Annotated in this window: 29 protein-coding genes; 13 read left to right on the plus strand and 16 right to left on the minus strand. The window is 69.6% G+C overall.

Going from position 1 to position 23382, the window contains the following annotated elements:
• Positions 1-294 precede the first annotated feature (294 nt).
• From ACLQ2T_RS28260 to ACLQ2T_RS28270, 3 genes are all read right to left on the minus strand, one after another.
• Positions 295-1296 carry a site-specific integrase gene (locus ACLQ2T_RS28260; protein WP_425769409.1) on the minus strand — a complete coding sequence of 334 codons (1002 nt, stop codon included), beginning with the start codon at positions 1294-1296 and terminating at the stop codon, positions 295-297.
• 230 nt (positions 1297-1526) lie between these two features.
• Complete coding sequence (locus ACLQ2T_RS28265) at positions 1527-1814, minus strand: hypothetical protein (RefSeq protein WP_425769410.1); 288 nt, start codon at positions 1812-1814, stop codon at positions 1527-1529.
• A gap of 391 nt (positions 1815-2205) precedes the next feature.
• Complete coding sequence (locus ACLQ2T_RS28270) at positions 2206-2442, minus strand: hypothetical protein (RefSeq protein WP_425769411.1); 237 nt, start codon at positions 2440-2442, stop codon at positions 2206-2208.
• Between the two features lie 401 nt (positions 2443-2843).
• Between ACLQ2T_RS28270 and ACLQ2T_RS28275 the strand changes: the two genes are divergently transcribed.
• A complete protein-coding gene (locus tag ACLQ2T_RS28275; RefSeq protein WP_425769412.1) occupies positions 2844-3011 on the plus strand; it encodes a hypothetical protein in 168 nt (55 codons plus the stop codon).
• Between the two features lie 274 nt (positions 3012-3285).
• Here ACLQ2T_RS28275 and ACLQ2T_RS28280 read toward each other — a convergent pair whose 3' ends face one another.
• From ACLQ2T_RS28280 to ACLQ2T_RS28315, 8 genes are all read right to left on the minus strand, one after another.
• Positions 3286-3756, minus strand: a complete 471-nt coding sequence (locus ACLQ2T_RS28280; RefSeq protein WP_425769413.1) for a DUF4913 domain-containing protein — start codon at positions 3754-3756, stop codon at positions 3286-3288.
• Positions 3753-5528 carry a type IV secretory system conjugative DNA transfer family protein gene (locus ACLQ2T_RS28285; RefSeq protein ID WP_425769414.1) on the minus strand — a complete coding sequence of 592 codons (1776 nt, stop codon included), beginning with the start codon at positions 5526-5528 and terminating at the stop codon, positions 3753-3755. Before ACLQ2T_RS28285 ends, ACLQ2T_RS28280 begins: the two co-directional genes overlap by 4 nt.
• Entirely contained in the window at positions 5525-7012 is a 1488-nt protein-coding gene (locus tag ACLQ2T_RS28290) for an ATP/GTP-binding protein (RefSeq protein ID WP_425769415.1), read from the minus strand. The genes ACLQ2T_RS28285 and ACLQ2T_RS28290 overlap by 4 nt, the downstream gene beginning before the upstream one ends.
• Positions 7013-7022: 10 nt before the next feature.
• The gene (locus ACLQ2T_RS28295) at positions 7023-8489 is read right to left on the minus strand and encodes an SCO6880 family protein (protein WP_425769416.1); all 1467 of its coding nucleotides are present in this window, start codon (positions 8487-8489) and stop codon (positions 7023-7025) included.
• The gene (locus tag ACLQ2T_RS28300) at positions 8486-9679 is read right to left on the minus strand and encodes a hypothetical protein (protein WP_425769417.1); all 1194 of its coding nucleotides are present in this window, start codon (positions 9677-9679) and stop codon (positions 8486-8488) included. The genes ACLQ2T_RS28295 and ACLQ2T_RS28300 overlap by 4 nt, the downstream gene beginning before the upstream one ends.
• Positions 9680-9793: 114 nt before the next feature.
• A complete protein-coding gene (locus ACLQ2T_RS28305) occupies positions 9794-10546 on the minus strand; it encodes a hypothetical protein (RefSeq protein ID WP_425769418.1) in 753 nt (250 codons plus the stop codon).
• Positions 10547-10555: 9 nt separating this feature from the next.
• The gene (locus ACLQ2T_RS28310) at positions 10556-10714 is read right to left on the minus strand and encodes a hypothetical protein (protein ID WP_425769419.1); all 159 of its coding nucleotides are present in this window, start codon (positions 10712-10714) and stop codon (positions 10556-10558) included.
• A gap of 146 nt (positions 10715-10860) precedes the next feature.
• Complete coding sequence (locus ACLQ2T_RS28315) at positions 10861-11262, minus strand: hypothetical protein (RefSeq protein WP_425769420.1); 402 nt, start codon at positions 11260-11262, stop codon at positions 10861-10863.
• 877 nt (positions 11263-12139) lie between these two features.
• Between ACLQ2T_RS28315 and ACLQ2T_RS28320 the strand changes: the two genes are divergently transcribed.
• Positions 12140-13276, plus strand: a complete 1137-nt coding sequence (locus ACLQ2T_RS28320; protein WP_425769421.1) for a M23 family metallopeptidase — start codon at positions 12140-12142, stop codon at positions 13274-13276.
• A gap of 62 nt (positions 13277-13338) precedes the next feature.
• Here ACLQ2T_RS28320 and ACLQ2T_RS28325 read toward each other — a convergent pair whose 3' ends face one another.
• Positions 13339-13677, minus strand: coding sequence for a hypothetical protein (locus ACLQ2T_RS28325; protein ID WP_425769422.1), 339 nt, complete (start codon positions 13675-13677; stop codon positions 13339-13341).
• A 412-nt stretch (positions 13678-14089) separates the two neighbouring features.
• Here ACLQ2T_RS28325 and ACLQ2T_RS28330 point away from each other — a divergent pair, with 412 nt between their 5' ends.
• The 6 genes from ACLQ2T_RS28330 to ACLQ2T_RS28355 all read left to right on the plus strand — a co-directional run bounded on the left by ACLQ2T_RS28330 (position 14090) and on the right by ACLQ2T_RS28355 (position 19148).
• The gene (locus ACLQ2T_RS28330; RefSeq protein ID WP_425769423.1) at positions 14090-14533 is read left to right on the plus strand and encodes a plasmid mobilization protein; all 444 of its coding nucleotides are present in this window, start codon (positions 14090-14092) and stop codon (positions 14531-14533) included.
• A gap of 161 nt (positions 14534-14694) precedes the next feature.
• Positions 14695-16035, plus strand: coding sequence for a relaxase/mobilization nuclease domain-containing protein (locus tag ACLQ2T_RS28335; protein ID WP_425769424.1), 1341 nt, complete (start codon positions 14695-14697; stop codon positions 16033-16035).
• Between the two features lie 189 nt (positions 16036-16224).
• Positions 16225-16359, plus strand: coding sequence for a hypothetical protein (locus ACLQ2T_RS28340; RefSeq protein WP_425769425.1), 135 nt, complete (start codon positions 16225-16227; stop codon positions 16357-16359).
• A gap of 187 nt (positions 16360-16546) precedes the next feature.
• Positions 16547-17206 carry an ATP-binding cassette domain-containing protein gene (locus ACLQ2T_RS28345; RefSeq protein ID WP_425769426.1) on the plus strand — a complete coding sequence of 220 codons (660 nt, stop codon included), beginning with the start codon at positions 16547-16549 and terminating at the stop codon, positions 17204-17206.
• Positions 17203-18504 (plus strand): hypothetical protein, encoded by a 1302-nt coding sequence (locus tag ACLQ2T_RS28350; protein ID WP_425769427.1) that lies wholly within the window; start codon positions 17203-17205, stop codon positions 18502-18504. Before ACLQ2T_RS28345 ends, ACLQ2T_RS28350 begins: the two co-directional genes overlap by 4 nt.
• Complete coding sequence (locus ACLQ2T_RS28355) at positions 18501-19148, plus strand: hypothetical protein (RefSeq protein ID WP_425769428.1); 648 nt, start codon at positions 18501-18503, stop codon at positions 19146-19148. The genes ACLQ2T_RS28350 and ACLQ2T_RS28355 overlap by 4 nt, the downstream gene beginning before the upstream one ends.
• Before the next feature lie 33 nt (positions 19149-19181).
• Here ACLQ2T_RS28355 and ACLQ2T_RS28360 read toward each other — a convergent pair whose 3' ends face one another.
• Together ACLQ2T_RS28360 and ACLQ2T_RS28365 are read right to left on the minus strand one after the other, a co-directional pair.
• Positions 19182-19316: a helix-turn-helix domain-containing protein gene (locus tag ACLQ2T_RS28360; RefSeq protein WP_425769429.1), complete on the minus strand. Its 135-nt coding sequence runs from the start codon at positions 19314-19316 to the stop codon at positions 19182-19184.
• A 40-nt stretch (positions 19317-19356) separates the two neighbouring features.
• Complete coding sequence (locus ACLQ2T_RS28365) at positions 19357-19461, minus strand: hypothetical protein (protein WP_425769430.1); 105 nt, start codon at positions 19459-19461, stop codon at positions 19357-19359.
• 73 nt (positions 19462-19534) lie between these two features.
• On the opposite strand from ACLQ2T_RS28365, the gene ACLQ2T_RS28370 reads away from it, so the two are divergent.
• From ACLQ2T_RS28370 to ACLQ2T_RS28390, 5 genes are all read left to right on the plus strand, one after another.
• Positions 19535-19786 carry a hypothetical protein gene (locus ACLQ2T_RS28370; RefSeq protein WP_425769431.1) on the plus strand — a complete coding sequence of 84 codons (252 nt, stop codon included), beginning with the start codon at positions 19535-19537 and terminating at the stop codon, positions 19784-19786.
• Positions 19783-20202 (plus strand): hypothetical protein, encoded by a 420-nt coding sequence (locus ACLQ2T_RS28375; protein WP_425769432.1) that lies wholly within the window; start codon positions 19783-19785, stop codon positions 20200-20202. Before ACLQ2T_RS28370 ends, ACLQ2T_RS28375 begins: the two co-directional genes overlap by 4 nt.
• A gap of 10 nt (positions 20203-20212) precedes the next feature.
• On the plus strand, positions 20213-20383 hold the full coding sequence (locus tag ACLQ2T_RS28380) for a hypothetical protein (RefSeq protein WP_425769433.1): 171 nt from the start codon (positions 20213-20215) through the stop codon (positions 20381-20383).
• Positions 20380-20787 carry a hypothetical protein gene (locus tag ACLQ2T_RS28385; RefSeq protein ID WP_425769434.1) on the plus strand — a complete coding sequence of 136 codons (408 nt, stop codon included), beginning with the start codon at positions 20380-20382 and terminating at the stop codon, positions 20785-20787. Before ACLQ2T_RS28380 ends, ACLQ2T_RS28385 begins: the two co-directional genes overlap by 4 nt.
• A gap of 243 nt (positions 20788-21030) precedes the next feature.
• The gene (locus tag ACLQ2T_RS28390) at positions 21031-21402 is read left to right on the plus strand and encodes a hypothetical protein (protein ID WP_425769435.1); all 372 of its coding nucleotides are present in this window, start codon (positions 21031-21033) and stop codon (positions 21400-21402) included.
• 366 nt (positions 21403-21768) lie between these two features.
• Here ACLQ2T_RS28390 and ACLQ2T_RS28395 read toward each other — a convergent pair whose 3' ends face one another.
• Positions 21769-22560, minus strand: a complete 792-nt coding sequence (locus ACLQ2T_RS28395) for a protein phosphatase 2C domain-containing protein (protein WP_425769436.1) — start codon at positions 22558-22560, stop codon at positions 21769-21771.
• Positions 22561-22569: 9 nt separating this feature from the next.
• Positions 22570-23340: a GntR family transcriptional regulator gene (locus ACLQ2T_RS28400; RefSeq protein ID WP_425769437.1), complete on the minus strand. Its 771-nt coding sequence runs from the start codon at positions 23338-23340 to the stop codon at positions 22570-22572.
• Positions 23341-23382 lie beyond the last annotated feature (42 nt).

Raw genomic sequence — 23382 nt, forward strand, 5'->3', positions numbered from 1 at the left:
CCCGACAATCCCACTACACACGCCGCCTCAACCTCGAACTCCAGCCATGATCCCGAACGGCGGCTGCCGTACTAGAGACACCGGCATTCCTGATTGGCGGATGCCCGCCCGACAGAACTGGGCAGGGGGCAAGATGACATCTTGCCCCCTGCCCAGCCATGGGTCCGGGGCCGGTCAGGTTGCCTCTGACATCCTTGTGAAGGCCGGGCAGGAACTTGCGCGCCGGTGAGAATGGCCGTGGGCGGATCGAGGCCGCCAGCATCCAGGCGAGCAAGCGGACGGTGACGAAGCGCCTCAGAGGCCAACGCCGGTCAGGGGGTTCGCTTGCCAGCGGTTGATGTCTTCAATGTAGCCATACAGGGTGGTGGAGCCATCCTTCCAGCCGCCGGCGCGAGCGATGCGTAGCGGGTCGGCGCCAGCACGATAGGTCTCGGTAGCAAAGCCGCGGCGCAGACTATGGCCGGACCATGCGGAGTGGTGGTCGAGGCCGGCTCCAGCGGCGGTGCGGGCAACAATCAGGGCGATGGCCTGGCCGGTAAGGCGGCCGTCGGCGCTGCCGCGGCCGGTGGGGACGCGACCGAGGCGGCCGTGACGGTCGATGCGGACTAGTAGGGGACCACTCGTACGCCCATGGTCGGCCAGGGTGGTCAGCCACGCCTGTGTGGTGCGGACCGGACAGGTGTGCGGGTGAGTGCCCCAGGGCAGCGCGGCGGTACGGCCGACGGAGTCGTGGTCGGTCTTGGCAGTGCGTACCGCGACTTGCAGGCCCTCGGGAGTGAAGGTGAGATCCGCGACGTCCAGGGCGGCAAGTTCACTGCGCCGGGCACCGAGGGCGAAGCCGAGCACGAGCAGAGCGGTGTCGCGGATGCCGGCGGGGGTGCTGCGGTCGAGGACCGTGACCATGGCACGTAAGGCGGTGATGGTGACGGGAGTTGCCTTGCGTACCCGTACGCCGGTGCCGTTGGTGGCCCGGTCGCGCCGGTACGACCGCAACACTGCCCGCGGCCCTTCGGTGGGCAGCGGGCCGGCGCCGGCGGCTCGGTGGGCAGCAGCGATCGCGGCCAGGGCTCGCTCGATGGTGGCGGGGGCGCGTCCGGCGTCGGCGAGGGTGTTGACGTACTCCGTGACGACCAGGTGGAGGTCTGACCTGCCAGCCAGGAGGACGTGCAACGTGGCGGCGAGTTCGTCGACGTCACTGCTGGCGTCGGGTGGTACGTCCAGCAGTTGCTGGTCTGTGCACCAGGTGAGGAACCTGCGCAGGTCTCCGGTGTAGGCGCGCCGGGTGCTTTCGGGCATGGCGCGGCGCAGCCGGTCTCGTGTGCCAGCTGACAGCGTCATCGGCTGCCGACTCGCGGGCAACGCAGGAGTGATGACGGCGTTCTCGGGCGGCGTCGTCATGGCTGGTGGCCCACCCGTGATCGCGGTCGGTTCTGAGTCACGAGAAGGAACATTATCGTGAATGAGGGAGCTCGGTCTTCCTGAGCGGGAGATGCCGAAGATCCATTCGATGGCGGTATGCGCGGAGATCAACGCAGTTTGTCGATTACGTCCGCCAGCGCCCCGATCCGCTTGACCGCGTCCTCGTCGCTGTTGCGTGCGATCTCGCTGGCCGTCTGCGCGACCTGTCGTTGCGTCAGCGTGCGGATCACATCGACGATCAGTGGACCGACCACGATGGCGGCGGCCAGGACAGCGCCGACCGTCGGCTGGCCCGTCAGCGATGCACCACCGACGATCGTGCCCGCGCCGAACGTCGCCGCCATCCGAACCATAAGTGCGCTGCCACCACGTACCGGGGAGGAGTTCTTCGGCATCTCTCACCTCCTTTCAAGATCATTCCCAGGGCATGAAAAAACCCCGAGTGTCTACTCGGGGTCACATGTCGGTGCAGGCGTGTGGGAGGGGGCCTCATCTCCTTCTTGTCAGGGGAACCGGGCCGGCGGCGTCGGGCAGGGTGGGGCCCGTCGGGAGGTGAGTGCTGCACGTCGCGTCTGGTGGTGCTCTGTCCAGATCAATCGCGTGTTGGGAGTCGACGTAGCCCGGGAGGCATCTGTTGAAGACAACCCACTGTCGACAAGAACAGGAACTATGCGGGCACCCAGACGCGGGTGGCATCGTTCGTCACGCCTCTATGCGGCCCGGCGGTGCTGTGATGCCTACCCGAACTGTGGACAGACTCCTGCTACAACAGCGAGTGGTCAATCATCATGCAGCAGCGGGAGGTCCAACGTCAACCCGTCGCCGGCCGCGCCCTGAGCACCGCTTGTCGCGTTCGATGGCAGCGGCCTGATCCAACGGCGAGTAGACGTTGCGACCTACGCGGATTGCCTGGAGGCCGTCGCGTCGCCGCCAGTTGCGGACCATCTCGGTGGTGACGTCGGTGCCGAGCGCGGCGGCGATCTGGGCGGCAATCCCGTACCTGCGGCCGTCGATCTCGATCATTCATCCAGGGTATCCGGGCGGACCGGGCCAGATGTTCAGGGACCTGTCGAGATAGTGATACGGGTTTGGCGGGGTGCGTCATCCCTCGATCTGCAGCCTCAGGTCAAGTTGATCGCGTGAACGCAGTTGGCGTACGGGCGGACGCTTCGATGTCGTCCTCACCAGTCCGCCCTTTTGCCGGTCCTCGAACGGCAAAAGGGGCTCTACCTGCGTAAACGTCCATACAGGAGGACGTGCAAACGGCACCGTCCGACATAGTGCGGCCTAATGGGGTACTGGGGCAGTAGAGTAACCCTCCGACGTGACGTTCCAATCCCACCCTCGGGACGGACTCCGGGTCGCACCCACCAGTAAGGGCGCCCGGGTGCGAATCCGAGACCCCCGGGAGATGGAGGTACGCCATGTCGAACCGATCGTCCCGGGTGCGTCGGCCTCTGTGCAGGTGCTCCCCGAAGCCCCGCCGCTCCACCAGATGGTGGCAGTGGAAGAAGGTCACCAATGCGGTGATCCTCCTGATGGAGGTCGCGGCCAAGGCGGTGGCCATCTACCGGGTCTGGAAAGGGATGTAGCCCCGCGTAGCGGGGCTACATGACCGGTCGAAGGGCGCTCCGCTCGAAGGTTCCGAGGCCAGAGGGCGGGGCGTTCTTCATGTTGTTTTCTACTTTTGCGGCGCGTAGCCACTCTCGCAGTCTGTCATAACTCGCGATATGCCGACCATCCGACTTACAAGATTCCGCCTGCTGCGAGTATGGGTTCGGCCCGGCGACGGGGCACCGGTTGACGGGTTCTTGGTAGCAAGGTGGGGGTACGACGGACCGGTGATCAGTTAGCGATGCTGCGGAATCAGATGCCGTTGGCGTCAGGGAGCTGCGCAAGAACCTCTGGGGGTGCGGGTTCAACCGGGAGCGGGCGGGTGTCGGTGTGCTTGTCGGGGCCGCACCGGCTAAACGGGCCGTACTCTGCGGCGAGGGCGGCGAGGTGCGGGTCGAGGTGGTCGCGCCACCAGATGCTCATGCCAGTCTGCGGGTCACTGACCCGCAACGTCTCCCAGGCCCGCCACAACGCGTAGAGGCGGGAGATCGCTTCCGGGTGGGCCCACCAACGCGGGCACCAGTTCATCCCGGAGGTCGGTCCGCTGGCGAGGCGTCGCTCGACGACGTGGGCGAGGTAGTTCCCGACGAACGCCTCGACGTCGCGGAAGACCGGCTCGTTGCCATCGGACTCGGCGGTGGGCGGTTCGCCTCCGGGATCGCCGGCGAGTTCGCCGAGCAGTGCGGTGAGGTCGGCGACGGGGTCGGAGGTCGGGCTGGTCATGCGATCGGCTCCGGCGGGGCGTCGGGGGAGAGGGTCCAGTCGGTACGGCTGTCGGGGTCCCAGCGGGCGATCGAGGCCCGGATCGCGGCGGCGTGCGGGCCGTCCTGCCAGGGGGCGGTGCGGGCGAGCGCGGGTGGTGCCCCGGAGGCGTAGACGACCATCCGGCCGCGGGGGAGGGCATGCAGGTCGGAGACGTCGAGGATGCGCTGGCGGCGGGTGGAATGGGAGACCGACCGGTTGCCCCAGCCGGACCCGCTGCTGCTGGTCGAGCGGGTGGTGACATCGTGCTCACCGATGAGCTTGGAGAGTTCCTCCAGCCAGTCGGGGTCGGCGACGCCGCCGCCGTACGTGCGGACGTTCGCGGCGGACCAGAGTTTTCGCATGCCCTCGCGCCCCCACACATCGACGCCCTGAGGGTAGGACTGAAGGATCGTGATGATGGGCAGGCCGTGGGAGCCGTAGTACGAGTACAGGTTGGGTAGTTGGCGTAGCCGGCAGATGTTGGCCGCTTCGTCGAGGATGCTCAGCAGCGGCGGATCCAGGCGCCGGCCGGCCGAGGCGCGGGCCTGTAGTTCACCAGCGCGCAGGACGGCGTCGGTGAGCGCGGCTACCAGGGGGGCGGGGGAGCCGGGGCCGCCCTGGGAGAGCAGGTACAGCACGTCGGTGCTGACGACGAACGCGGCCGGGTCGAACTCGAGCACCCAGCCGCGGGTGGGTGTGACCCAGCGGGTGACGGCCGGCTCGGTGAGGCACATGAGCATCTTCTGGGCGCCGGCGTAGATGCCGCCCCGGGTCTTGTCGGGCATGTTGACCACGCCGGCCACCGCGTCGGCGGGAAGGTCGAAGCCTCGGTCGCGCAGTAGGAGGGCCGGTTCGTCGTCGCGAGGGCTGACGGCCCACCGGTACGCGGCGAGGATGTCCCGCCCCGACACCGCAGCGGCCAGCAGCAGGTTCGCCACCAGCTCCTCAGAGCTGGGGTCGAAGAAGGCATCCCGGCTTACGCCGGGTTCGCGTTCGGCGGCCGCGAAGTGCTCGGCGAGGCGCCGGGCGTCGGTGATGGTGGCCACGGCGCGCAGCGGGTTCCACCACATGCCCTGCTCGGCGCCGAGGATGTGCTGCGGGTCGAACGCCCACACCGATCCTCGGGCGGCGCGTACCTCTCGGGTGGCGTCGACGATGTCGCCCTTGACGCTGGTGACCAAAGTCGGACCGGGTGCGGCGACGATGGCAGGGATGGCCCGGCTGGTGGTCTTGCCGGTGCGGGGGCCCCAGATGTCGATCGCCATGTCCTCCCAGGACTGGCGCAGTGCCATCCCGCCGGCGACGGTGGTGCCGATGAGCACGCCGAGCTGGTCGGGGTCGGGCCGGTCGACGTCGGCGAGGCTGGGCCGCAGCCGCCGGCCGCTGTCGGCGATCCCCTTCGGGCCGAGGTGCGCCAGGTCGGCACGGCTGGCCATTCGCCGGGCGGCCGAGTCGACTCGGGTCCGCCGCCGGCGGATCCACCGCCTGATCGCGACTACCGCCCCGATCAGCAGCAGCAGGATGGCGAGCTGGCCGACTGCGACGAGCGTGCAGGCGGTGGTCCAGGTGATGTCTCCGCGCAGCACGGCGAGGGCCACCTGGATCGGTTGGCCGCCGGTGTATCCGGGCGGGCGGGTGAGCACGACCGGTAGCCACACTGTGCCGGCGAGGACCAGGACCAGGGCGGCGAGCCCGCCCACGATCAGGCCGGCATCGTCGTGTCCGCCGCGCGGCCCAGCGGGCCGGCTCATGTCATCGTCCAGCGGAAGTCGGTGTTGCCCAGGGCTTTCTCCACCTCGGTGGGTTCCAGGTGTACGGGGATGCCGGGGCGGGATCCGACCTTGATCAGGAAGTTTCCGCGCCCGACGGTCTCACCGCCCTCGGCGGTCGTCCACGACGGTGGTGCCGACCAGGACAGCACCTCACGCCGTTCGGCCTGCGACAGCGGCCGTACCCGCGAGACGGAGTCGAGTTCCTGCTCGGAGCAGGGGCCGATCATCAGCACGGCCGAGCGTTCGGCGAAGCCCCTGGCCTTGGCCCGGTCGTGGGCGGTGGGAAGCGCTTCCAGGTCGGCGAGGGAGTGGGTGATGAAGGCGGTACCGGTGCCCTTCTGCCGGTTTAGCCGGGTGAGCCCATCGGCGCGGTCGACCAAGCCGTGTCCGATCCGCAGTGCCCGCCACAACTCGTCGAGCACGGTGAAGAAGGTGCGCGCGGGCGCGAGGCCGAGGTCGGCCATCAGGTGCGCGGCTTCGACCTGGGCGAAGCCGTACGACCAGGTGGACAGCAGGGTCGCGGCGGTGCGCAACTCGTCGGTGTCGTCGATGCCGGAGATGTCGACGCAGACGGCCGGGGTGTCGAGGCGGATGGCGGTGGTCGTCTGGCCCTCGAAGGTGTCGCCGAGCGGGCCGTGCAGCAGCGCCAGAAGGGTGCGGTGCAGCGCTGCGGTGTCCTCCCGGAACCGCGGGAGATCTCCTTCTTCCTGCCAGAGGGTGACCGCGCGGACCTGGGCGGGGGCGTCGCGGATGACGGCCAGGACGTCGGAGAGCACTGGCTGGGTGTCAGTCTCCCGTTCAGCGAGGTAGCGCAGGGCAGCGGCCAGGACGGTGGTCTCGTCGGAGCTGACCGGGCCCCGGCGGACCAGGGTGGCCAGGGCGATCAGCATGTTCAGCCGCCGGTCGGTGACCCCTGCGCGGACGACGGCGGCGCTGCGCTCGTCGACGCGGTCGAGGACCTGCCGCCACGGGCCGGCGTCGAGGGGGTTGATCCGGTCCAGGCCGGGCCCTACCCGCAGCACCTGCCCGCCGAGGGCGCGGACCAGTTCGGCGTAGTCGGGCTTGAGGTCGCCGAGGATCAGCGGGGTCACGCCCTGTGCGGTGAGGCCGAGGACCATCCGCCGTACGGCCGTGGACTTGCCCATGCCGGGTTCGCCCTCAATCCACACCGACGGGTTGTTGATCAGCCGAGCGCGGGTGTACCAGGAGATCGGGTCGAAGCAGACCGCGCTGCCGGTGTAGAGGTGCCGGCCGACCGGTACGCCGATCATCGGTGTGGACGCGCCGGTGCCGAACGGGAACAGCCCGCACACCTGGACGGTGGTGCCGCGGTACTCCGTCGGCGGCTCGATCCATGACCACCGGCCACCGCCGGGCCCGGTGTAGCCGAGCCGGCCTGGCCTGCGGGCGGCTTGTCGACGCGGTGGCGGCGGGGTGCTGCTGTCCCGGGTGCTGATAGTCATGCCGGACGTCCTAGAAGGGGATCGTGGCGTGGGTGGGCAGCACGACACCGGCGGGCAGGCCGGCGGCGAACCCGGCAGCCTGGCAGCCGTACATCGGTCGCAGCACCAGGCGGGCCTCACCTGCGCGGGCCCGGATGATGCCGGAGGCCTCGTCGAGCTGCTGTTCCTCGGCGACGGTGGCGGTGACCAGCACGGTGAACCGGACGACGCCGGCGCCGGCGGCTTCCTCCTCCGCGGCCTGCTCGGCGGCGGCGAGGTCGGTCATGTCCCGAGCGCTGGGTCGGTGCTTTTTGCTGGCCAGGAACCGAGCGTCGCGTTTGTCGGACTCCACCAGCCGGGCCGCGTCGCCGGGGGAGTAGGGCCGGTAGACCATCGTTACCCGCTTGCGCAGCAGCTGCGGATCGGGGTCGGTGAGCCGGGCGAACAGCCGCGAGTAGACCACGCCCCGGGGAGCCTCGACCATGCACCAGGTGCGCGAAAAGGCGGAGTCGTGCCGGTAGGAGTCCCAGCTCTCCCGGGTGGCCACCGGTCCGGCCTGCGGCCAGCCCGGGGTCAGCTGTGGATCACGGGCGAGATCCACAGCGACGGCCGGGTCGTAGGCGGCTCGCACCACTCCGGCGAGGCTACGCGCCGACATCGGCGTGATCCCGGCACCGGTCGCGCCGGTCAGGCTGGCGTGCAGGTGCGGCAGTCGGCCGGCGACCTCTCGGCAGACGTCCTCGTGGGACATCGACCGGCCGGGTGGGGCGGTGTAGGTCAGCGAGACTCGGGTGTCGACCGTCGCGGAGCCGGCCGGGGACGACTCGACCACGTCGTTGAGCACTTGCAGGGCCAGCGCTGGCGCGTCCGGCCGGGACGTGGCGGCGACCTCGGCGGCGAGCCGGGTGCCAGGATCTGGGGTGGTCTCGACGGTGACCTGCGCCTGCACCAGCTGCGGCTCGCGGGACAGCGCCGACAACCAGGAGGCCAGGTGTGCCACACGGGCGTCGATGACCGACTGGTCGACCAGGTCCAGCCCTTCCGGCGAGCACCGCAAGGTCACGGTGTAATGGCGGCTCTGCGGGACCACGACGACCGCGAGGAGGCCGGAGCGTCCGGTCTCCACCTCGTACACCTCGGAGCGGGCCAGGACCCCAGGTAGCTGGTGGGCGGCGGCGACCCGGGAGGCGACGCCGGAGACGTAGATGTGGTGACGGCGCGCCCGGGTGAGCCACCACGCCACCCGCGCGGTGATGACCTGGAACCCGGTACGTCCGTTGACCCGGATCGCCAACGGGGCGAGGACCAGAACGCCGAGGATCGCCGTGAGCAGCGAGGCCAGCGGAGAGACCGGCAGCATGGCTGCGGCGAGCACCATGACCAGGAACGCCGCGATGGTGCCCGCCGGCCCGAGCCCGAATAGGCCAGCACCGCGGCCGAGTCGCCAGTTGCCGTACGTGCGCTGCTCGGTTGGCCGGTCGCGTACTCCGGTACTCACGATGCCTCACCGTCCACCGCACCAGAGGCGGTACCACCGACCTTACGTACGGCGGCGGGGCCAGCCTTCGCTGCGGCGGCACCGCCGGCCACGGCTACCCCGGCCGGGCCGGCCGCCGCTGCGGCCCCGGTACCCGCTGCCGTGCCTGCGGCTGCAGAGCTGGTGCCGGCACTCGTACCCGCAGCTGCCCCCGAGCCGGCTGCGGCGCCACCCGTCGCACCCGGGCTGGCGCTGGTACCGGTGCCTGCTCCAACTCCGCCAGATGGGCGCTGTGACGGAGCCGAAGGCGACGCGCCATCGGGCCGGCCGGTGCTGCTGCCTGTCTGGCTTCCAGAGCCGCCACCCTTCCCACCGCCGCTATTTGACAACCGCACCGCGCCGGACGCGATCTGTCCGGCCGCAGAGACAGCCGCCACACCGACACCGCTGGCGCCGCCACCGCTGGACAGCACCGACACTGCCGGGGCGATCAGCCGCAGCAGCGCCGGCAGCGCCACGATCGCCATGCAGAACATCACGAGACCCGTGAGCAGGTCAGTCAGGGTTTGACCCTCGCCGAGGAGCCAAAACACTGCGGCGTAAATCGTCGCGGCGGCCGGCTTGTAGAACACCAGGGCGAGCAGCCACGTCAGGTATCGGTTGCGAACCGCCTGCCCAGAGCCCGAGATACCTGCTGCGGCGGGCACCGGCAGGAGGCCAGCCAAAAGGATGAGCCCGGCGTTGCGGGCCAGCAGCATCAACAACTGCACCATCGTGGCCAGGAACATCACCAACGAGACACCGATCACCAAGATCGGCGACAAGGTGGAAGTGGCGGCAGCCGGGGTAAGCAGCAGCAACCGCTCACCAAGGTCACCACCAGCCGAGGCCTTGAGGATCTCGTCCGAGTACTTATCGCCGATGGCGATGAGCACCTGCACTGCCGGCACGCCAGCGCCGGTTATCACGACCAGGGCCACCAGGCCCTTGGCGATAGAGCCCGCTTCCCGGCCGTTTCGCTCGATGGCCAACCGGATCGCCCCGACCAGCAGGGCACCAACTGCAACCGCGACGACCAACCAGTTGGTGTAGGAACGCAGGTAACCGACAGTCCCCTCGCAGACCAGCCGCCCAGCATCGTTGAGCCGGCACGAATCAGACGTCTCCGTTGTGGGGATGGCCAGCCAACCGGCTACCACCGCCCGGAGCATCTCCGCTGCAGCTTCGGAAGCATGCTCGGCAATATCCTCGAGGTGTCCGCTGGCAGCGTTTGCTAGCCACTGACCGGGGACGCAGATTGGGTTGATCGGCGGGCATTCGGGCATTTACTGCGGCCCCCACTGAACAACGCCCGAGAGGCTATCGGTCACGCGGTTGACTGAGAGCCAGGTACCGCCCGGGGGTGCCTGCATGCGCCAGTCGCCGTCGCGCCAAAGCAGCGTCAGTGACAGGACGTGATAGCGCGGGGTCCCGGCGGACGGGGCGCGGAGCACGAGCCCGATCACGGCGGTATCGGGGGTGTAGGACTGGTAGCTGAAGCCAGCTATCTGACTCAAGGCGCCGGGATCCGCTGGACCGGTGTCGGCGGCGCGGAGTTCTGCGAGCAGTTTGTTTCGGTCGGCACTCGGCACGAACTGTTGTTCGATGGTCGGCTCCCAGCGCTCCCGGCCGAGGGTGTGACTGGACCTCACCATGATCTGCGCGGCGGCCATCAACGCGCCTTCGGGACTGTGTGCGTAACCAGAGGCCGTGGTGTCTGTGGTCTGCTTCGGGCCGGCGGAATCGCTGACCGGCACGGCTATCGGTCCGATGAGTTCCCACCGGATGCCATTCGGCGCGGCTGTCGGTACGGCGGTGGGTAGCGGCTGCCCTGGTGTGCTCGTGGTGGCCGGCGGCTGGGCTGGCGGTGGCGTCCCGTCGACGACGTCGTGGTCATTGCCACCTGGAGCGAGAATGGCGATCAACAGCCCAGCCATGACGATGAGTGCCACCAGCACCGCGGCGGCGATGAAGCCGGGCCGGGTCCACGGCGGGCGCTCGGCGAAGTCCTGGGAAGCGGATTCTGGGGTACTGGGCATATCAGTTCCCTAGCCGATAAGTGCGCCGACGATCGCGGACGCACTGCCGATCAAAACGCAGGCGGCGAAGACCCAGCCCAGTTGGGAGACGTTGGTGTCGTCGCCGCGGCGGTGGGAGATGGCCATCTTCGCGGCGGTGTAGAGCATCCCGGCGACGCAGGCTGCCACGGCCAGCCACGCGATCCACTGAAGGATGAGTAGAACTCCATGTCCGGCGACACCAGGAGGCGCTACACCGCCACCAGGGTTAGGGATACCAGGTTTGGGGGTGGGGGCGGGTTCCATCAGGATGCTTGCCTGCGCCCAGCGGCCGATCATGGTCGTGGTTGTCCTTTCTGCTTCGCTTGCAGCGTGTGCCAGATCGCGGTGCGCAGCGCTTCGATGTCGGGCGGGGTGCCGATGTCGTTCGGCTCGTCGACGGCGAGTAGTTCGTCGATCCATCCGACGCGCCAGATCTGCGGCGCCCAGCCGCTAAGTAGCTGTAGACGCTCGGTGGCGATACGGGGAGGGCGCCGCGGTGACGCGGCGACGGCGACGACGCCGAGTAGCCAGGTCATGCGGGCCACCCCGGCTCGGCGGCGCCATTGCTCGACGGCGCCGGTGGCGGACCAGGTGCCGGACGCCGACGCCCGGCACACGAGGATGACCTGGGCGCCGGGCATCGCCGGCGTGAGCGCGGGCCAGGCTGCCCCGAAGTCGGTGCCGACGCCGACCATTCGAGCGAGGGTGCTCGTGCCGGCGCCACCGTGGCAACCGACCCACCACAGCGGCGGCCATCCGCTCCGGTAGTGATTCTCGGGAATCGCCGCGAGGGGAAGCTGAGGTACGGCGGTCGGGCGGGTTCGGCGTGCCGCGACTGCGCCGCTCTTCACCGCCCGGGCCCGCGTACGACCGCCCGGTTACCACCCGTCACTTGACGCCTCCCCCACGTACCAAGGTCACTGACGAGTGCCTGACAGTAGCACTGTGTTTCCGAAGGGTTCTATGGTGATTGATCTGTCAACGCAGGACGCGATCGGAGCATCACGGGGGGCGTCGAATGGCATGGGCAGCGTCCGCTGTCACCGGTACGGCTCGACTGCGCGGACTTGGCCTGGCGGCGGTCATGGTGGTCCTGCTTGGTGTTGGAGGGTGCGCGGAATCGGATACGCCGGTGGTGCCGGCGCCGGATCCCAGTAGCCCGGTGCCACCGACCATCGGCGACGCCGCAGCGACGCCGACGCCTGGTGAGTCCCCGGGCCGGGACGACCACGGACGGGATGAGCGGATCGTATCGCCGCCGCCAGCGGCACAGGCACCAGCAGTAGCCGTACGGTTCGCGCGGGCTTGGGTCCGTTCGGACCTGGCCGCCGATGAGTGGTGGCGGCAGGTCGCGAAGATCTGTGACGACGGTTTCGCCGAGCAGTTGCGGACCGTCGATCCGGCGCGCGTCCCGGCGGCCCGAGTGGTTGGGCAGCCGAAAGCCACGAGGTCGCCGAAGGACGGCGCCGCCGAGTACGAGATCGCCACTGACGGAGGGACATTGACCGTCAAGGTGGCGGCTCTGGCCGGGCGTTGGTTGGTCACCGGTAACGACTTCCAGCGTGCGGTCGGATGAACCGCAAACCGGTCGCGTTGGCCGTGGCGGTGGTGGCGGTAGTGGTGCTGCTGTGCGGCGGCACGGTGGCGCTGCCGGTGCTGATGTTCGGCCAGGAGCGGGCGGAAGCCGCCGCCTGCGAGCTGCCGCCGCTACCCGACGGCACAGTGCCCGACGTGGGCAGGTGGAGCGGTGCCCAGGTGGCTAACGCAGCTGCGATCGTCACCGTCGGGCGGCAACAGGACATACCTGCTCGCGGCTACGTGATTGCGCTGGCGACCGCGATGCAGGAGTCCACGTTGCGCAACTTGGCGAACGCCAACGTGCCCGAGTCGCTGAACCTGCCGCATGAGGGCGTGGGCCGCGACCATGACTCGGTCGGGCTGTTCCAGCAACGCCCGGGGTGGGGCACGGTGCGCGAGCGGATGACGCCCAGCTACGCCGCAGCGAAATTCTACGAAGCCCTGGCGCGGGTCGAGGGCTGGGAACGGATGCGGTTGACGGACGCCGCGCAGGCGGTGCAGCGCTCCGGCTATCCAGAGGAGTACCAGAAGTGGGAGGACGACGCCGAGCTGCTTGCCGCCGCGGTGCTCGGTCTGCCGGACATCCGCGATATCGGTGGTGGCGCTCCGACCGCCCCCTGCGGCCTGGACGAGTTTGGGCCGGTGCCGGTCGGGCCGGGCGGGTGGGTGCAGCCGCTGAACGCCTTCGTCGGCAGTCCGTTCGGACCCCGGGGCGGCCGGCTGCACGCCGGGGTGGACATGTCGAAGGCTGACGTGCGGGGCGACCCGATCCGGGCAGCGTCGGGCGGCGTAGTCGAGCAGGTCAAATGCGACTGGTACACCACGTGCGACCGGGACGGGCACACCGGTGCGCGGGGCTGCGGCTGGTACGTCGACATCCGCCACCCCGGCAACATCGTCACCCGCTACTGCCACATGATCCGACGCCCCGAGGTGTCTATCGGCCAGCAGATCGCGGCGGGTGCGGTGATCGGGTTCGTCGGCAACAGCGGCGGCAGCTCCGGCCCGCATCTGCACTTCGAGGTGCACGTCAACGTCCCAGCCGGCCCGTACAACGCCAACAGCAGCAACGCGGTCGACCCGGTGCCGTTCATGCGGAGCCGTGGCGCGCCGCTTGGGGCGCGGCCATGAACGCCAACACGACAGCGGCCACCCCCGTGGGAGAGGCCGCCGTAGTGCCGTGCCTGTCGCTGTTACGCCTGCCCACCGGCGTCGGCGTGCACGGTCTGGTCGTCAAGCTGCTGCGGACCGGAGAGCGAGGCCGGCCGGCGCGAACGGCGACGTTTGGCGGTGCTCGACTCCGGCGCATCCAGACCGAGCCTGGCCAGGTCGTCCACCGTCCATCCACCCTCTATTGCGGCGGCATAGCGCTCGGCGTAGCGGGCGTTGGCGGCACGCAGGGCCTCGGCCAGTTGGTCACGGTCGTGCCGGGCCGTCGCCGCCTCACCGACCAGGTTGGCACGCTCGCGCAGCAAGCCCAGCGCCGCCCGCTCCGTCTCCGCGCGGACAGCCTTGGCGCTCTGCTCGACCATAGATTCCTCCCCCAGGATGTACCGCTCTGGTGTTTGTGGACGCCTACCTTAGCGGCCAAGATCGATCGCTACGGTCCCGCTTTTCCACCCTTCCTCCGGACCGGTGGGGGCGCCATCAACGCCAGCCGAGGGCGTCGACCAGGGGCAAGGGTGGGCCCCAGGCCCATCGGGCAGCGACGCGCAGCGTCCTTGATGTGGGGCGGCGACCGGCCATCCTTTGCGGCCCCCACGGAGTGGGTCCGTGGTACGCACCATCAGGTGCGTTCGGCGCAACCGCACACCCACATCTCACGTACGCGGCCCGCCTCATTCGTCGGAGCAAGTTGGAGTAAAAGTCTGACTTTTGGTCAGACGGGCCGTGCTGCGGCCGGCCGAGACACGACGGACAACATCCGTCGGGAGGGTGGTCGACGTGGCTGATCCGGCGCAGGTCGGCGTGGTTCGGTTCGGTGCGAACCAGCGCCGGCGGCGTGCCCACAGCGACGACGATCCACGCGTGCATCGGGTGACCGTGCGGCTGTCCGAGGCGGAGATGGCGGCGGTCGAGGCGAATGCGGCGGCGGCCCGGATGGCCACCTCGGCGTATCTGGCGGAGGCCGGATCGGCGCCGCTGGTGCCCGCCCCGGCCGGTCCAGACGGCGCCGCGGAGACGGGGCCGTTGCTGGTCGAATTGATGGGCGTGCACCGGCAGGTGCGGGGTGCGGCGCACAACCTGAACCAGGCCGTAGCGCGGCTGCACTCCACCGGTGAGCCGGCCAGTGACCTGGCAGCGGCGGCGGCGTACCTGGCGAGAGTGGCGGCGCGTGCCGACGAGCTGGTGACCGCGATCGCCGCCGCGCAGACGGGTCGCCGATGATCCCGAAGGTGACCTAGGGCAGCCGGGTACGCGGTCTGCTGGAGTACCTGTGGGGGCCGGGAAAGGCCGAGGAACACGTTAACCCGCACCTGGTCGCCGGGTACGACGACGTAGCGCTGCTCGCTCCGGAACGTCGTGATCGCGACGGTGGCGGGTGGTCTTTGGAGGAGTTGGCGGCGCGGCTGGACGCGCCGCAGATCGCCGCTGGCGAGCGTGGGGTGCAGCAGTACGTGTGGCAGTGCTCGTTGAGCCTGCCCGCGCAGGAGGGGCAGCTGGACGATGCGACCTGGTCGCGCATCGCGGGGCGGTTCGTGGCCGAAATGGGGTTCACCGGCGACGCGGAGCGGGCCGGGTGCCGGTGGATCGCGGTGCGGCACGGCCTGTCGGCCAAGGGCAACGACCACGTGCACCTGGTCGTCACCCTCGCCACCGAGGACGGGGCGCCGGTGTGGCTGCGGCAGGACAAGCGGCGCAGCCAGCAGGTCGCCGATCTCCTGGAGGACGAGTTCGGGCTGGGCAAGTGGACGCCCGGCCGGAGCGGGGCGACGAGGCGGCCGGAGCTGAGCCGGCCAGAGGTCGACCGGGCCCGGCGCAGCGGCCAGGCGCCGGACCGGGAACTGCTGCGGCGCCTGGTCCGGGCGGCGCTGGCCGGGGCGGGCAGCGAAACCGAGTGGGTGGCGCGGATGAAGGGCGCGGGGCTGCTGGTCGCAGCGCGGACCTCGGCGAAGGACCCGGATCAGGTGGTCGGGTACGCGGTCGCGCTGCGGCCGGCCGGGGCGGGCAAGCCGACCTGGTACGCCGGGCGCAGCCTGGACGGCGACCTCAGCCTGCCCCAGGTCCGCAAGCGGTGGCCCGAGACGGAACGGCCCTCGGCTGGCCGGTGGAAGGCGGCGGATTCCGCAGAATCGAACCTCCGCGGCGAGGACCGGATGGCGGTGTGGCGGTCGTCGGCGGCCGCGCTGGAGGCGATCAGCGGCCGGCTGGCCGGAGTGGCTCCCGATTCGCCGCAGTGGCCAGCGGTGGCGCGGGCCAGCGCCGAGCTGCTGGCACGGGTAGCGGCGGCCACCGAACCATCGGGGCGGGGTCCGGTGAGCCGAGCCGCCGACGCCCTGGCCCGCGCAGCGGCACCGCCGCGTCGCGCGCCGGCGCCCGCAGCGTCGTCGGTGGCCGGGGAGCTGGGTCGTGTGGCGGACGCGCTGCTGGTGGCCGGACATGCTCGCGACGGTGGTGAGGCGGCCGTCTTGCTCGCCGTAGTCGTTCAGGCGGCCCGGCTCGTTGTGGCGCTGGCCGAGTTGCGCGCCGCGCAGCAACAGGCCCACGCCGCCGGCGCGGCTGCTACCGCTGCCGCGCACCTGATGCCCCTGCTCCAGTCGGGAGCCCAGCTCGTCGACCAGGTGCACGTGCCGACCCAGGGCGGGCCGCCGCAGCGGGCGGCCCACACCGTGCTGGGCCCGGTCCGGCCCCGCGTCGACCCGCGCGTCGACCGGGATCCACAGCGTTGAGGAGGACAAGGTAGTGCCCGACAACGAGATGGCCGAGATCCACCAGCGGGCCACCGCGGCGGTCACCGCCGCGATCCAGGCCGCCGGACAACTGGCCCAGGCGATCATCGAGATCCGCATTGCCCAGCTTCAACGGGCTGGTGGGGCAACGGCTCCACGGACACCGATCGCACGCACAGCACCAGCTACGTGTCCTGGGCCGTGTGGAACAAGGTCAACGCCAGCGGCGACTCCGGCCGTGGCCTGTTCAAGGCCGCGCTGGACATCGCCAACGCCAGCGACAAGTACACCGCAGGCATCCTCCGCGGTTCCTGCTACTGCTGACCCGATCCGACACGCTGGGGCCGACCGTCGCCGGCGGTCGGCCCCCGCTGCGGCACAGTGTCCTTTCAGTCCCCTGTTTCGGTGTCTCGGATTGAGGTGTCTTCGAGTGCGAAAAGGTTCCGGCATCCCGGTGGTTCGGGTCCGCGACGTGTCGTTCGGGTATCGAGGACGACAAGTCTTCGACCGGGTGAGCGTGCAGTTTCCCGCCGGGCTCACCTTCCTTGTCGGAGTCAACGGTGCTGGTAAGACGACACTGTTCCGGTTGTTGCTGGGCGACCTCAAACCGCACCACGGGCAGGTGCTGGTGCCCGCCTCGGCCGGCCGGGGCCGTCTGGGGTATCTGCCGCAGGCCTTCGGGTTCCCACCCCGGCTGACCGTGGCGGAGTTCGTCGCTCACTTCGCGTGGCTGCAGGGTGTGCCGCGCCGGCAGCGGCCGGCCCGAGTGCGGGAGGCGCTGGAGCGGGTCAACCTCGCCGACCGCGCCGGTGACCGCATGGGCACCCTGTCCGGTGGCATGCTGCGCCGCGCCGGCATTGCGCAGGCGCTGGTGCACCGGCCTGAGCTGCTCCTGCTCGACGAACCGACCGTGGGCTTGGACCCGAAGCAGCGAGTGGACCTGCGCGGGCTGTTCACCGACCTAGCGGCGCAGACCACCGTTGTGGTCAGTACCCATCTGCTGGAGGACGTCGCCGCCGTCGGGGGCCACGCCGTTCTGCTCGACGAGGGCGAGGTGCGCTTCGCCGGCTCAGTCGCCGATCTGACTGAGATCGGTGACCGTGCCGAGGGGCAGGGATCCCCGCTGGACCGCGCCTTCCTGACCCTGACGACGAAGGAGGCGCTGCGGTGACGGCCCGACTGTGGTGGACCAGCGTCAAGCGCTCCTACGCCCCGTACTTCCTACCCCTGCCCGTGGCGATTCTGTACTTCGTGCAGTCGTCCGAGCCGAACCAGGACTGGCGCACCGAGTGGCTGTGGACCAGCATGGCCGCCGGCCGGTGGCTGCTGTTCGGTGGCGCGGTCATCGCCGGCGCCACCGCATGGGAAGCCTGGCTGACCAGACGCCGCGCTGCGGCGTTCGAGCCGGAACTGACCGACCCCCACGCCGGGCGCCTCGCGGTGTGGCTCGGCGCCGTCACCTGGTGGCTCGCCCTGCACCTGGCCATCCTCGCCTTCTACCTCATCACCGCAGCCGGGTCACAGCCCGTGGGGCGGATCTCAATGCTGACGCTAGGGGTGCAGGTCGCCGCGGTCGCGGGGTACTGCGCTGCCGGCACGGCCGCCGGCTGGTGGATCAAGTCACCGCTCGCCGCGCCGGCCCTCGCCGTCGTCCTCGTCGCCGCCACGGTGGTCGACCTTTCGCAGTACGGCATGCACTTTCGCGGCTTGACCTGGTTCGGCTCGGTCCGCAGTCTCATCGGGCTGGAACTGGTGCCCGCGTTGCTGCTCTACCGACTCGGATTCTTCGCCGCTTTGGTCCTGCTCATCGTCGTCGCCGTGCGGCACCGCCTCGTCGGCCAGATCGCCACCGCTGCAGCTCTGGTTCTCGCGGTGACCTTCGCGGTCCCCGCCATCAACCCCCGCCAGCAGGAACTGCGCCCCGCGCCCCTAACCGCCCACGTGTGCACCGACGGCCGTACCGGCCCGCAGGTCTGCGGAGTGCCCGAACTACAACGTTGGTACCCGCAGTTCGTTACCCAGCTCACCGACATTGAGACCGCGATCGCCGAAGACGCCCCGGACACCCCCCGCCGGTTCCGCGTCTACGGCGAAGCCGTTCCGCTGGGCGCCGAACGCGGAGTCGGCCAGATCCGACTGCGGCCCTCACTCATCGAACAACCCGATCAGCGCCATGCAGCGCTGATCGAAGCTGTCATCATCCCGTTCGGCTGCCTTGATGCCGGAACGCCGCCCTCGCAGGACGCTCAACTCATCGCCAGCGCCTTGCTCGCGCTCACCCGCACCACCCTCGGTTTACCTGCCTCGGACGACGCACCGCAGCAGCTCGTCGACGGTGTGCGGGCTCTGCCCCCCACCGCGCGCATGCAGTGGTTCAGCGCCAACTACCGCAGGCTGTGGAGCTGCGAGCAGACCGGCTTCACCCTGCCCGACGGCGTCACCTACCCCGGGTTCGGCGCGAACCGGTGACCGAACGCACCTGGCAGGCTCTCGCCGCACGACGGACCCCGGCCCGGGTCTTCGCCTGGTCCCGAGTCAGTCCCCTCACGGTGGCCGCGATCGGCGCCGCCCTCGCCGCCGGCGCCCTGCTCGCCACCCACTCCTACGCCCAGCCCTTCTCCTACAATGAGGCGAAGACGTCCCTCGCCCCGTTCGCCGCGGCATTGCCGGCGCTGCCGCTGGGCCTGGCGTTCACCAACAACATGGCCGCCCTCGAAGTCCGTGCGCCCCGCAGACTGGCCGTCGCCCGCCTGCTGTGGGCCGCCACTGGCATCGCGGCGCTCACCGCCGCCGCCACCGCGATCATCGGCGCCGCGGAGCCGCAATGGCGAACAGTGATCCTCCGTAACTGCCTTGGACTGTCCGGCCTCGCACTCACCGCCGCCACCCTGGCCGGCTCCAGGATCGCGTGGATCGCCGTCTTCGCGCCGACCGCCGCGATGTTCACCGCCGGTCGTGACGGTACGACCGGTGAGGTACACCCGTGGGCCGTCCTGCTCGCCCCCGCGTCCTCACCAGCAGCCGCATTGACGATGGCCCTTGCGGCCATCGCCGGCGTCGTTCTCTACGCCACCTTCGATAGCCGCCCGAGCTCAGGAGTACTCAAGCAATAGAAGCCTCGGCGACGACCAACGCCACAGAGCTGCTCAGGCAGTCGTCCGAGCTCCGGTGGATGTGGCCCTGGCTCGGTCCAGAACCCGGTCCACCGTCTGCCGCGACACCTCGAACAGCTCCGCCAACTCAGCAACCGTGTGTTCGCCGGCAGCGTGCAGCTTGAGCACATGCGCCTGCCGGGCGGCCGAAAGCTTCGGCGCTCGTCCCTTAAGTTTGCCCTTGGCCCGCGCGATGGCCCATGTCCTCCCGCGTCCGCATCCGCAGCAGGTCGACCTCGAATTCGGCGAAGGTGACCATGATGTTGAAGAACATGCGGCCTGGGAGCGATGAGTTCCATCACCACGTGGTAGCACCGCTGGTGCTACCGGCGAGGTAGGCTAGGGCCATGACCGCGAAGCGCTCCATCAGCGTCCCGGACGACGTCGCGCAGTGGCTCGACGGCCAGCCCAATGTCAGCGCCGCCATCACCGCAGCGGTTCGCGCACAGATGGCCGGCACCCGGCTAGACGAGGCGCTGCGCCGGGCGGGCATCGAGGTCACCGACGCCGGCAAGGCCCGCTGGCGCGATCGCCTCGCCACCCCCATCCCGGACGAAGCCCTCGCCGAGGGGCAGCGCATGCTCGACGAGGCCGCATGAGCGGCGACCAGGTCGCCGTCGTCCTGGACGCCACCGCACTCGCGGCATACGTCGACGGGCAGGTCGCCGTCGGTGAGCTGATCGCCGAGGTCGCCGACGAAGGCCGTACGGTGGGCGTGCCGGCCGCCTGCCTCGCCGCCGCCTACGCCGCCACCAGCAGCGAGGTCAGCGCCGCCCTGCTCACCCTCCTGACCACCACCCCGGCCGTCACCGTGCTACCCCTCGGGGCCGAGCCCGGCATCGACGACGCCCGCCAGGTCGGCGTCCTCGCCCGCGCCGCCGGCGGCGACATCGCCCTCGGTCACGCCGCCCGCACCGCCATCGCCCACCAGGCACACCTGGCCACCACCGCACCCAAGCCGGCTGTCGCCGTCCTGCCCGCCGGATGGAGCATTCTCGACCTCAGCCAGGCGTAGACTCCACTGCATGGCCGATGACCAGGACCAGGACACCGAGCGCGTTCAGATCCGCGACCGGTTCCAGCTCCTGCGCGCTGACCTCGCCGAGGTGAGCGACCAGGAGTGGGCCGACGAACGCGATGACGAGATGCGCGTCGTACGGGAGTGGGCCGCAGCCCGCCGGCGCCGCGTCGCGTGACTGACGACAACCGCCCGATCGCGCTGGTGCTCGATACCAGCGCGATTGCTGCGTTCGTAGCCGGATCCATGCACGTCCACGAGCCCATCCTGCTCGCCGACGAAGCCGGCGAAGCGGTCGCCGTACCCGTCGCTTGCCTCGTGGCTGCCGTACGCCGCGACCCGGGCATCGACCTCACCGAGCTCATGCACCACCCCCAGGTCGTGATCGTCTCCCCCGACCGCTCCGACGACGACCTCCTGCTCGACTGGACCCTCTACTACGACGGCCGCGAAGACCTCGCCGCAGCCGCCGTCCTTTCCTATCGCCAGGGCCGCTGCGTCGTCCTCACCGACGAGCCGGACGCCTACATGATCAGCGGGCGACGCCCCCGCTGGGTCGTACCCATAGACGGCTCCTGGTAGCGGCCACCCTCTACACTGGAGATGGCACCCCTCGGGGATGCCCCACGATCACGCCGCCGGTTACGGGTTCGAGTCCCGTCATCTCCACCACATGGGGATGTAGCTCAATCGGTAGAGCAGCGGCTTGTCTTGCCTGAGGCCGCAGCGGAGCATCCGCTGCGGCCTCAGCTATGCGTGAACTGCAAGGGCACCACTTCAGCCTTCAGGGCGCCGGATGAGTGGTGGCCTGCAGCGTATGTGAGATTGACGGCTGCTGCCGTGCAGGGCGGATATGTCGAGAAGCGTCACGCACCCGGCTCGTCTTCGTTCATCGGGTTGAGCGCACGGTCCACCGGTATTCGTCTCGGCTCACCGGTGACCGAGAAGAAGGAAGGAGACGAGGAGCCAGACGGTTCCTCGTCAGCGCACAACGACCGGTCCAGCCAGATGCCGCAGCCGGCGGTATCCGACTGGGAACCTAGGGCCCTGATGGCCACGGCCACCGGCTTGGAGGCGACGGCAGAGATCCTGCACGCCACCGGGCACGATGGCCTGGCCGCTATGGCCAGGACCATCGCTCACCTGCTACATCTGGTCGCCATCTTCGTTGGCGAACGCGGCGGCGACCAGAAATAGCCTTAGCCGTCGGGGGCTGGCAACGAGCTGGCCCCCGACATCCATTCCTACTGGGCAACGAGCGAGATCCGGGCCAGATTACGGGTCATCGCCTGTCGTTGGAGGATGCCGGGAACTAACGGTGGCCAGCGAGTTTGCGGCCGGTGACATAGCAGTGGTTCGACGGCCAGCCCAAACGCCCCATGACCACAGATGGCCGGTACCCAGCCCGACGACGTGCTTGCGCCGGCATTGAGGTCACCGACGCCGGCAGGGCCGCGCTGGCGCGGCCGCCTCGGCACGGCGAGGCCGGCCGCCTGTCTCCCCGTCGCCTACGCCGCCAGCAGCATCGAGATCAGGATCGCACTGCTCATGGTTGGGGGGCACTCAGTCTCTGCGAGCTCGGAGGACCACGATGGTTGCATCGTCGTGAAGCTTGCCGCGCCAACGCCGAGGGTCTGGATCATCCCGTTCAGCCGCGCGAACAGCACGGATGACTGCCTCGGGTCCGTTGATTGCTTGAAGGTCCAAGACCTCGCGCCAGGTCCACCCGTACCGCTCGGTTAGTCGAGAGACGCCGTCGGAACAAAGCAGCACCTGGTCGACTGAGCCGCTCGGCAGCGACCCCACCAGCGCATGGTCGGCAGCCGCTGGCACTGCGCCGAGGACCCAGAACCCCCCGGGCTGGTTGCGCACGGTCGCCACGTATTCCGGCAAGTAGGTACGCACCCGGCCCTCTACTACGGGTGCGTTCGGCAGGTGATCGACACGGTCGTCAACGATGCTTGTGCACCCGTCGGCACCTTGGTCGATGACTGCCGCGCAATCGCCGAGAACAAGCCACTCCACTTGGTCCTTGCCGAAGCGGACTACTGCGCCCGTTGCTCCTGGTGAGAGCGGATCGCTGAGGTCACATGCGGAGCCGTGGTCAGCCATGGTGGCTTCAACCGCAGACCGGACGATGGCGGTCAGCGGACTCTTTGGCTGGGCCAGGCCGGCGCTGAGATGAGCGGTCAACCGCTCGACGATCCAGCTGACGGGGTGAATGCAACCCCCCGACTTTCCGGGATATCGGCCTGCGCCGTCCAAGACCAGGGCCCACCCGTCGCCGACAGCGAAGCGGTCCTCGTTGGTGCTGTCCGGGGCTGCCTCCATGGCGGCCGCGTAGGTGATGTGCACAGACCGCCTTCAGTCGGGGATCTTGAACCGGTACGACATCTGGACCATATCGCCCGCGATGACGGCGAGCATGACTTCTACCGGTCTCCCGGTGATGTCGAACGTTGTGCGGGCCAGGTCCACCACGGGTGTTCCCGCTGGCAGGCGTAGTGCCGCACTCTCCGGGCCTGTAGGCATCCGGACCGACCACTCTTCGGCGATCTCGTCTAGCTCGTACCCGGCCTCTTCAAGCCGGGCGTAGCTGCCACCAGGGCCAGTGTGTTCCTCTTGGATCTGCGTGCCTTTGACGACACCCAGCTCGAAGTAGGAGTCGGCGAGCTGGTTAGGACGATCATCTACGAGGGTCGTCCGTCGCCGGACCCACACTGGAGTGCCAACGGGGATCTTGAACCGTTCAGCGACGAGTGCTGGCGCTGGTGTCTCTGAGAGCTCTCGGATCAACTGGCTGGCCCTGTGCCCCTGTGACTTCGCCTCTGCAGCCAGGATCGCCTGCCCGGCCCTCCAGCGGCTCTTGGCGTACCGGTCGATGCCGTGCCTGCGCGCGGTTGGGCGCTCCCGGACGAACGTGCCCTTGCCCTGAACTGTGACGACGAGCCCCTGCTGCTTGAGCAGATCGATTGCCTTACGCGCCACGGCCAGGCTGACCAGGTTGCCTGCTGCCAGTTCGTCGAGGGTCGGTAGCTGATCACCTGGTCGGAGGGCACCCGTTTCAATCTTCAGGCGGATGTCGTCGGCGACGCGAACTTGCATAGGTCGCGCGTCGGTTGGGCCGGTGCTCATAAGCCCCAGAGTAGACCTTTGAAGGTCTGCATACAGAAATCC

It is taken from the genome of Micromonospora sp. DT229, assembly GCF_049844505.1.
Lineage (GTDB): Bacteria > Actinomycetota > Actinomycetes > Mycobacteriales > Micromonosporaceae > Micromonospora.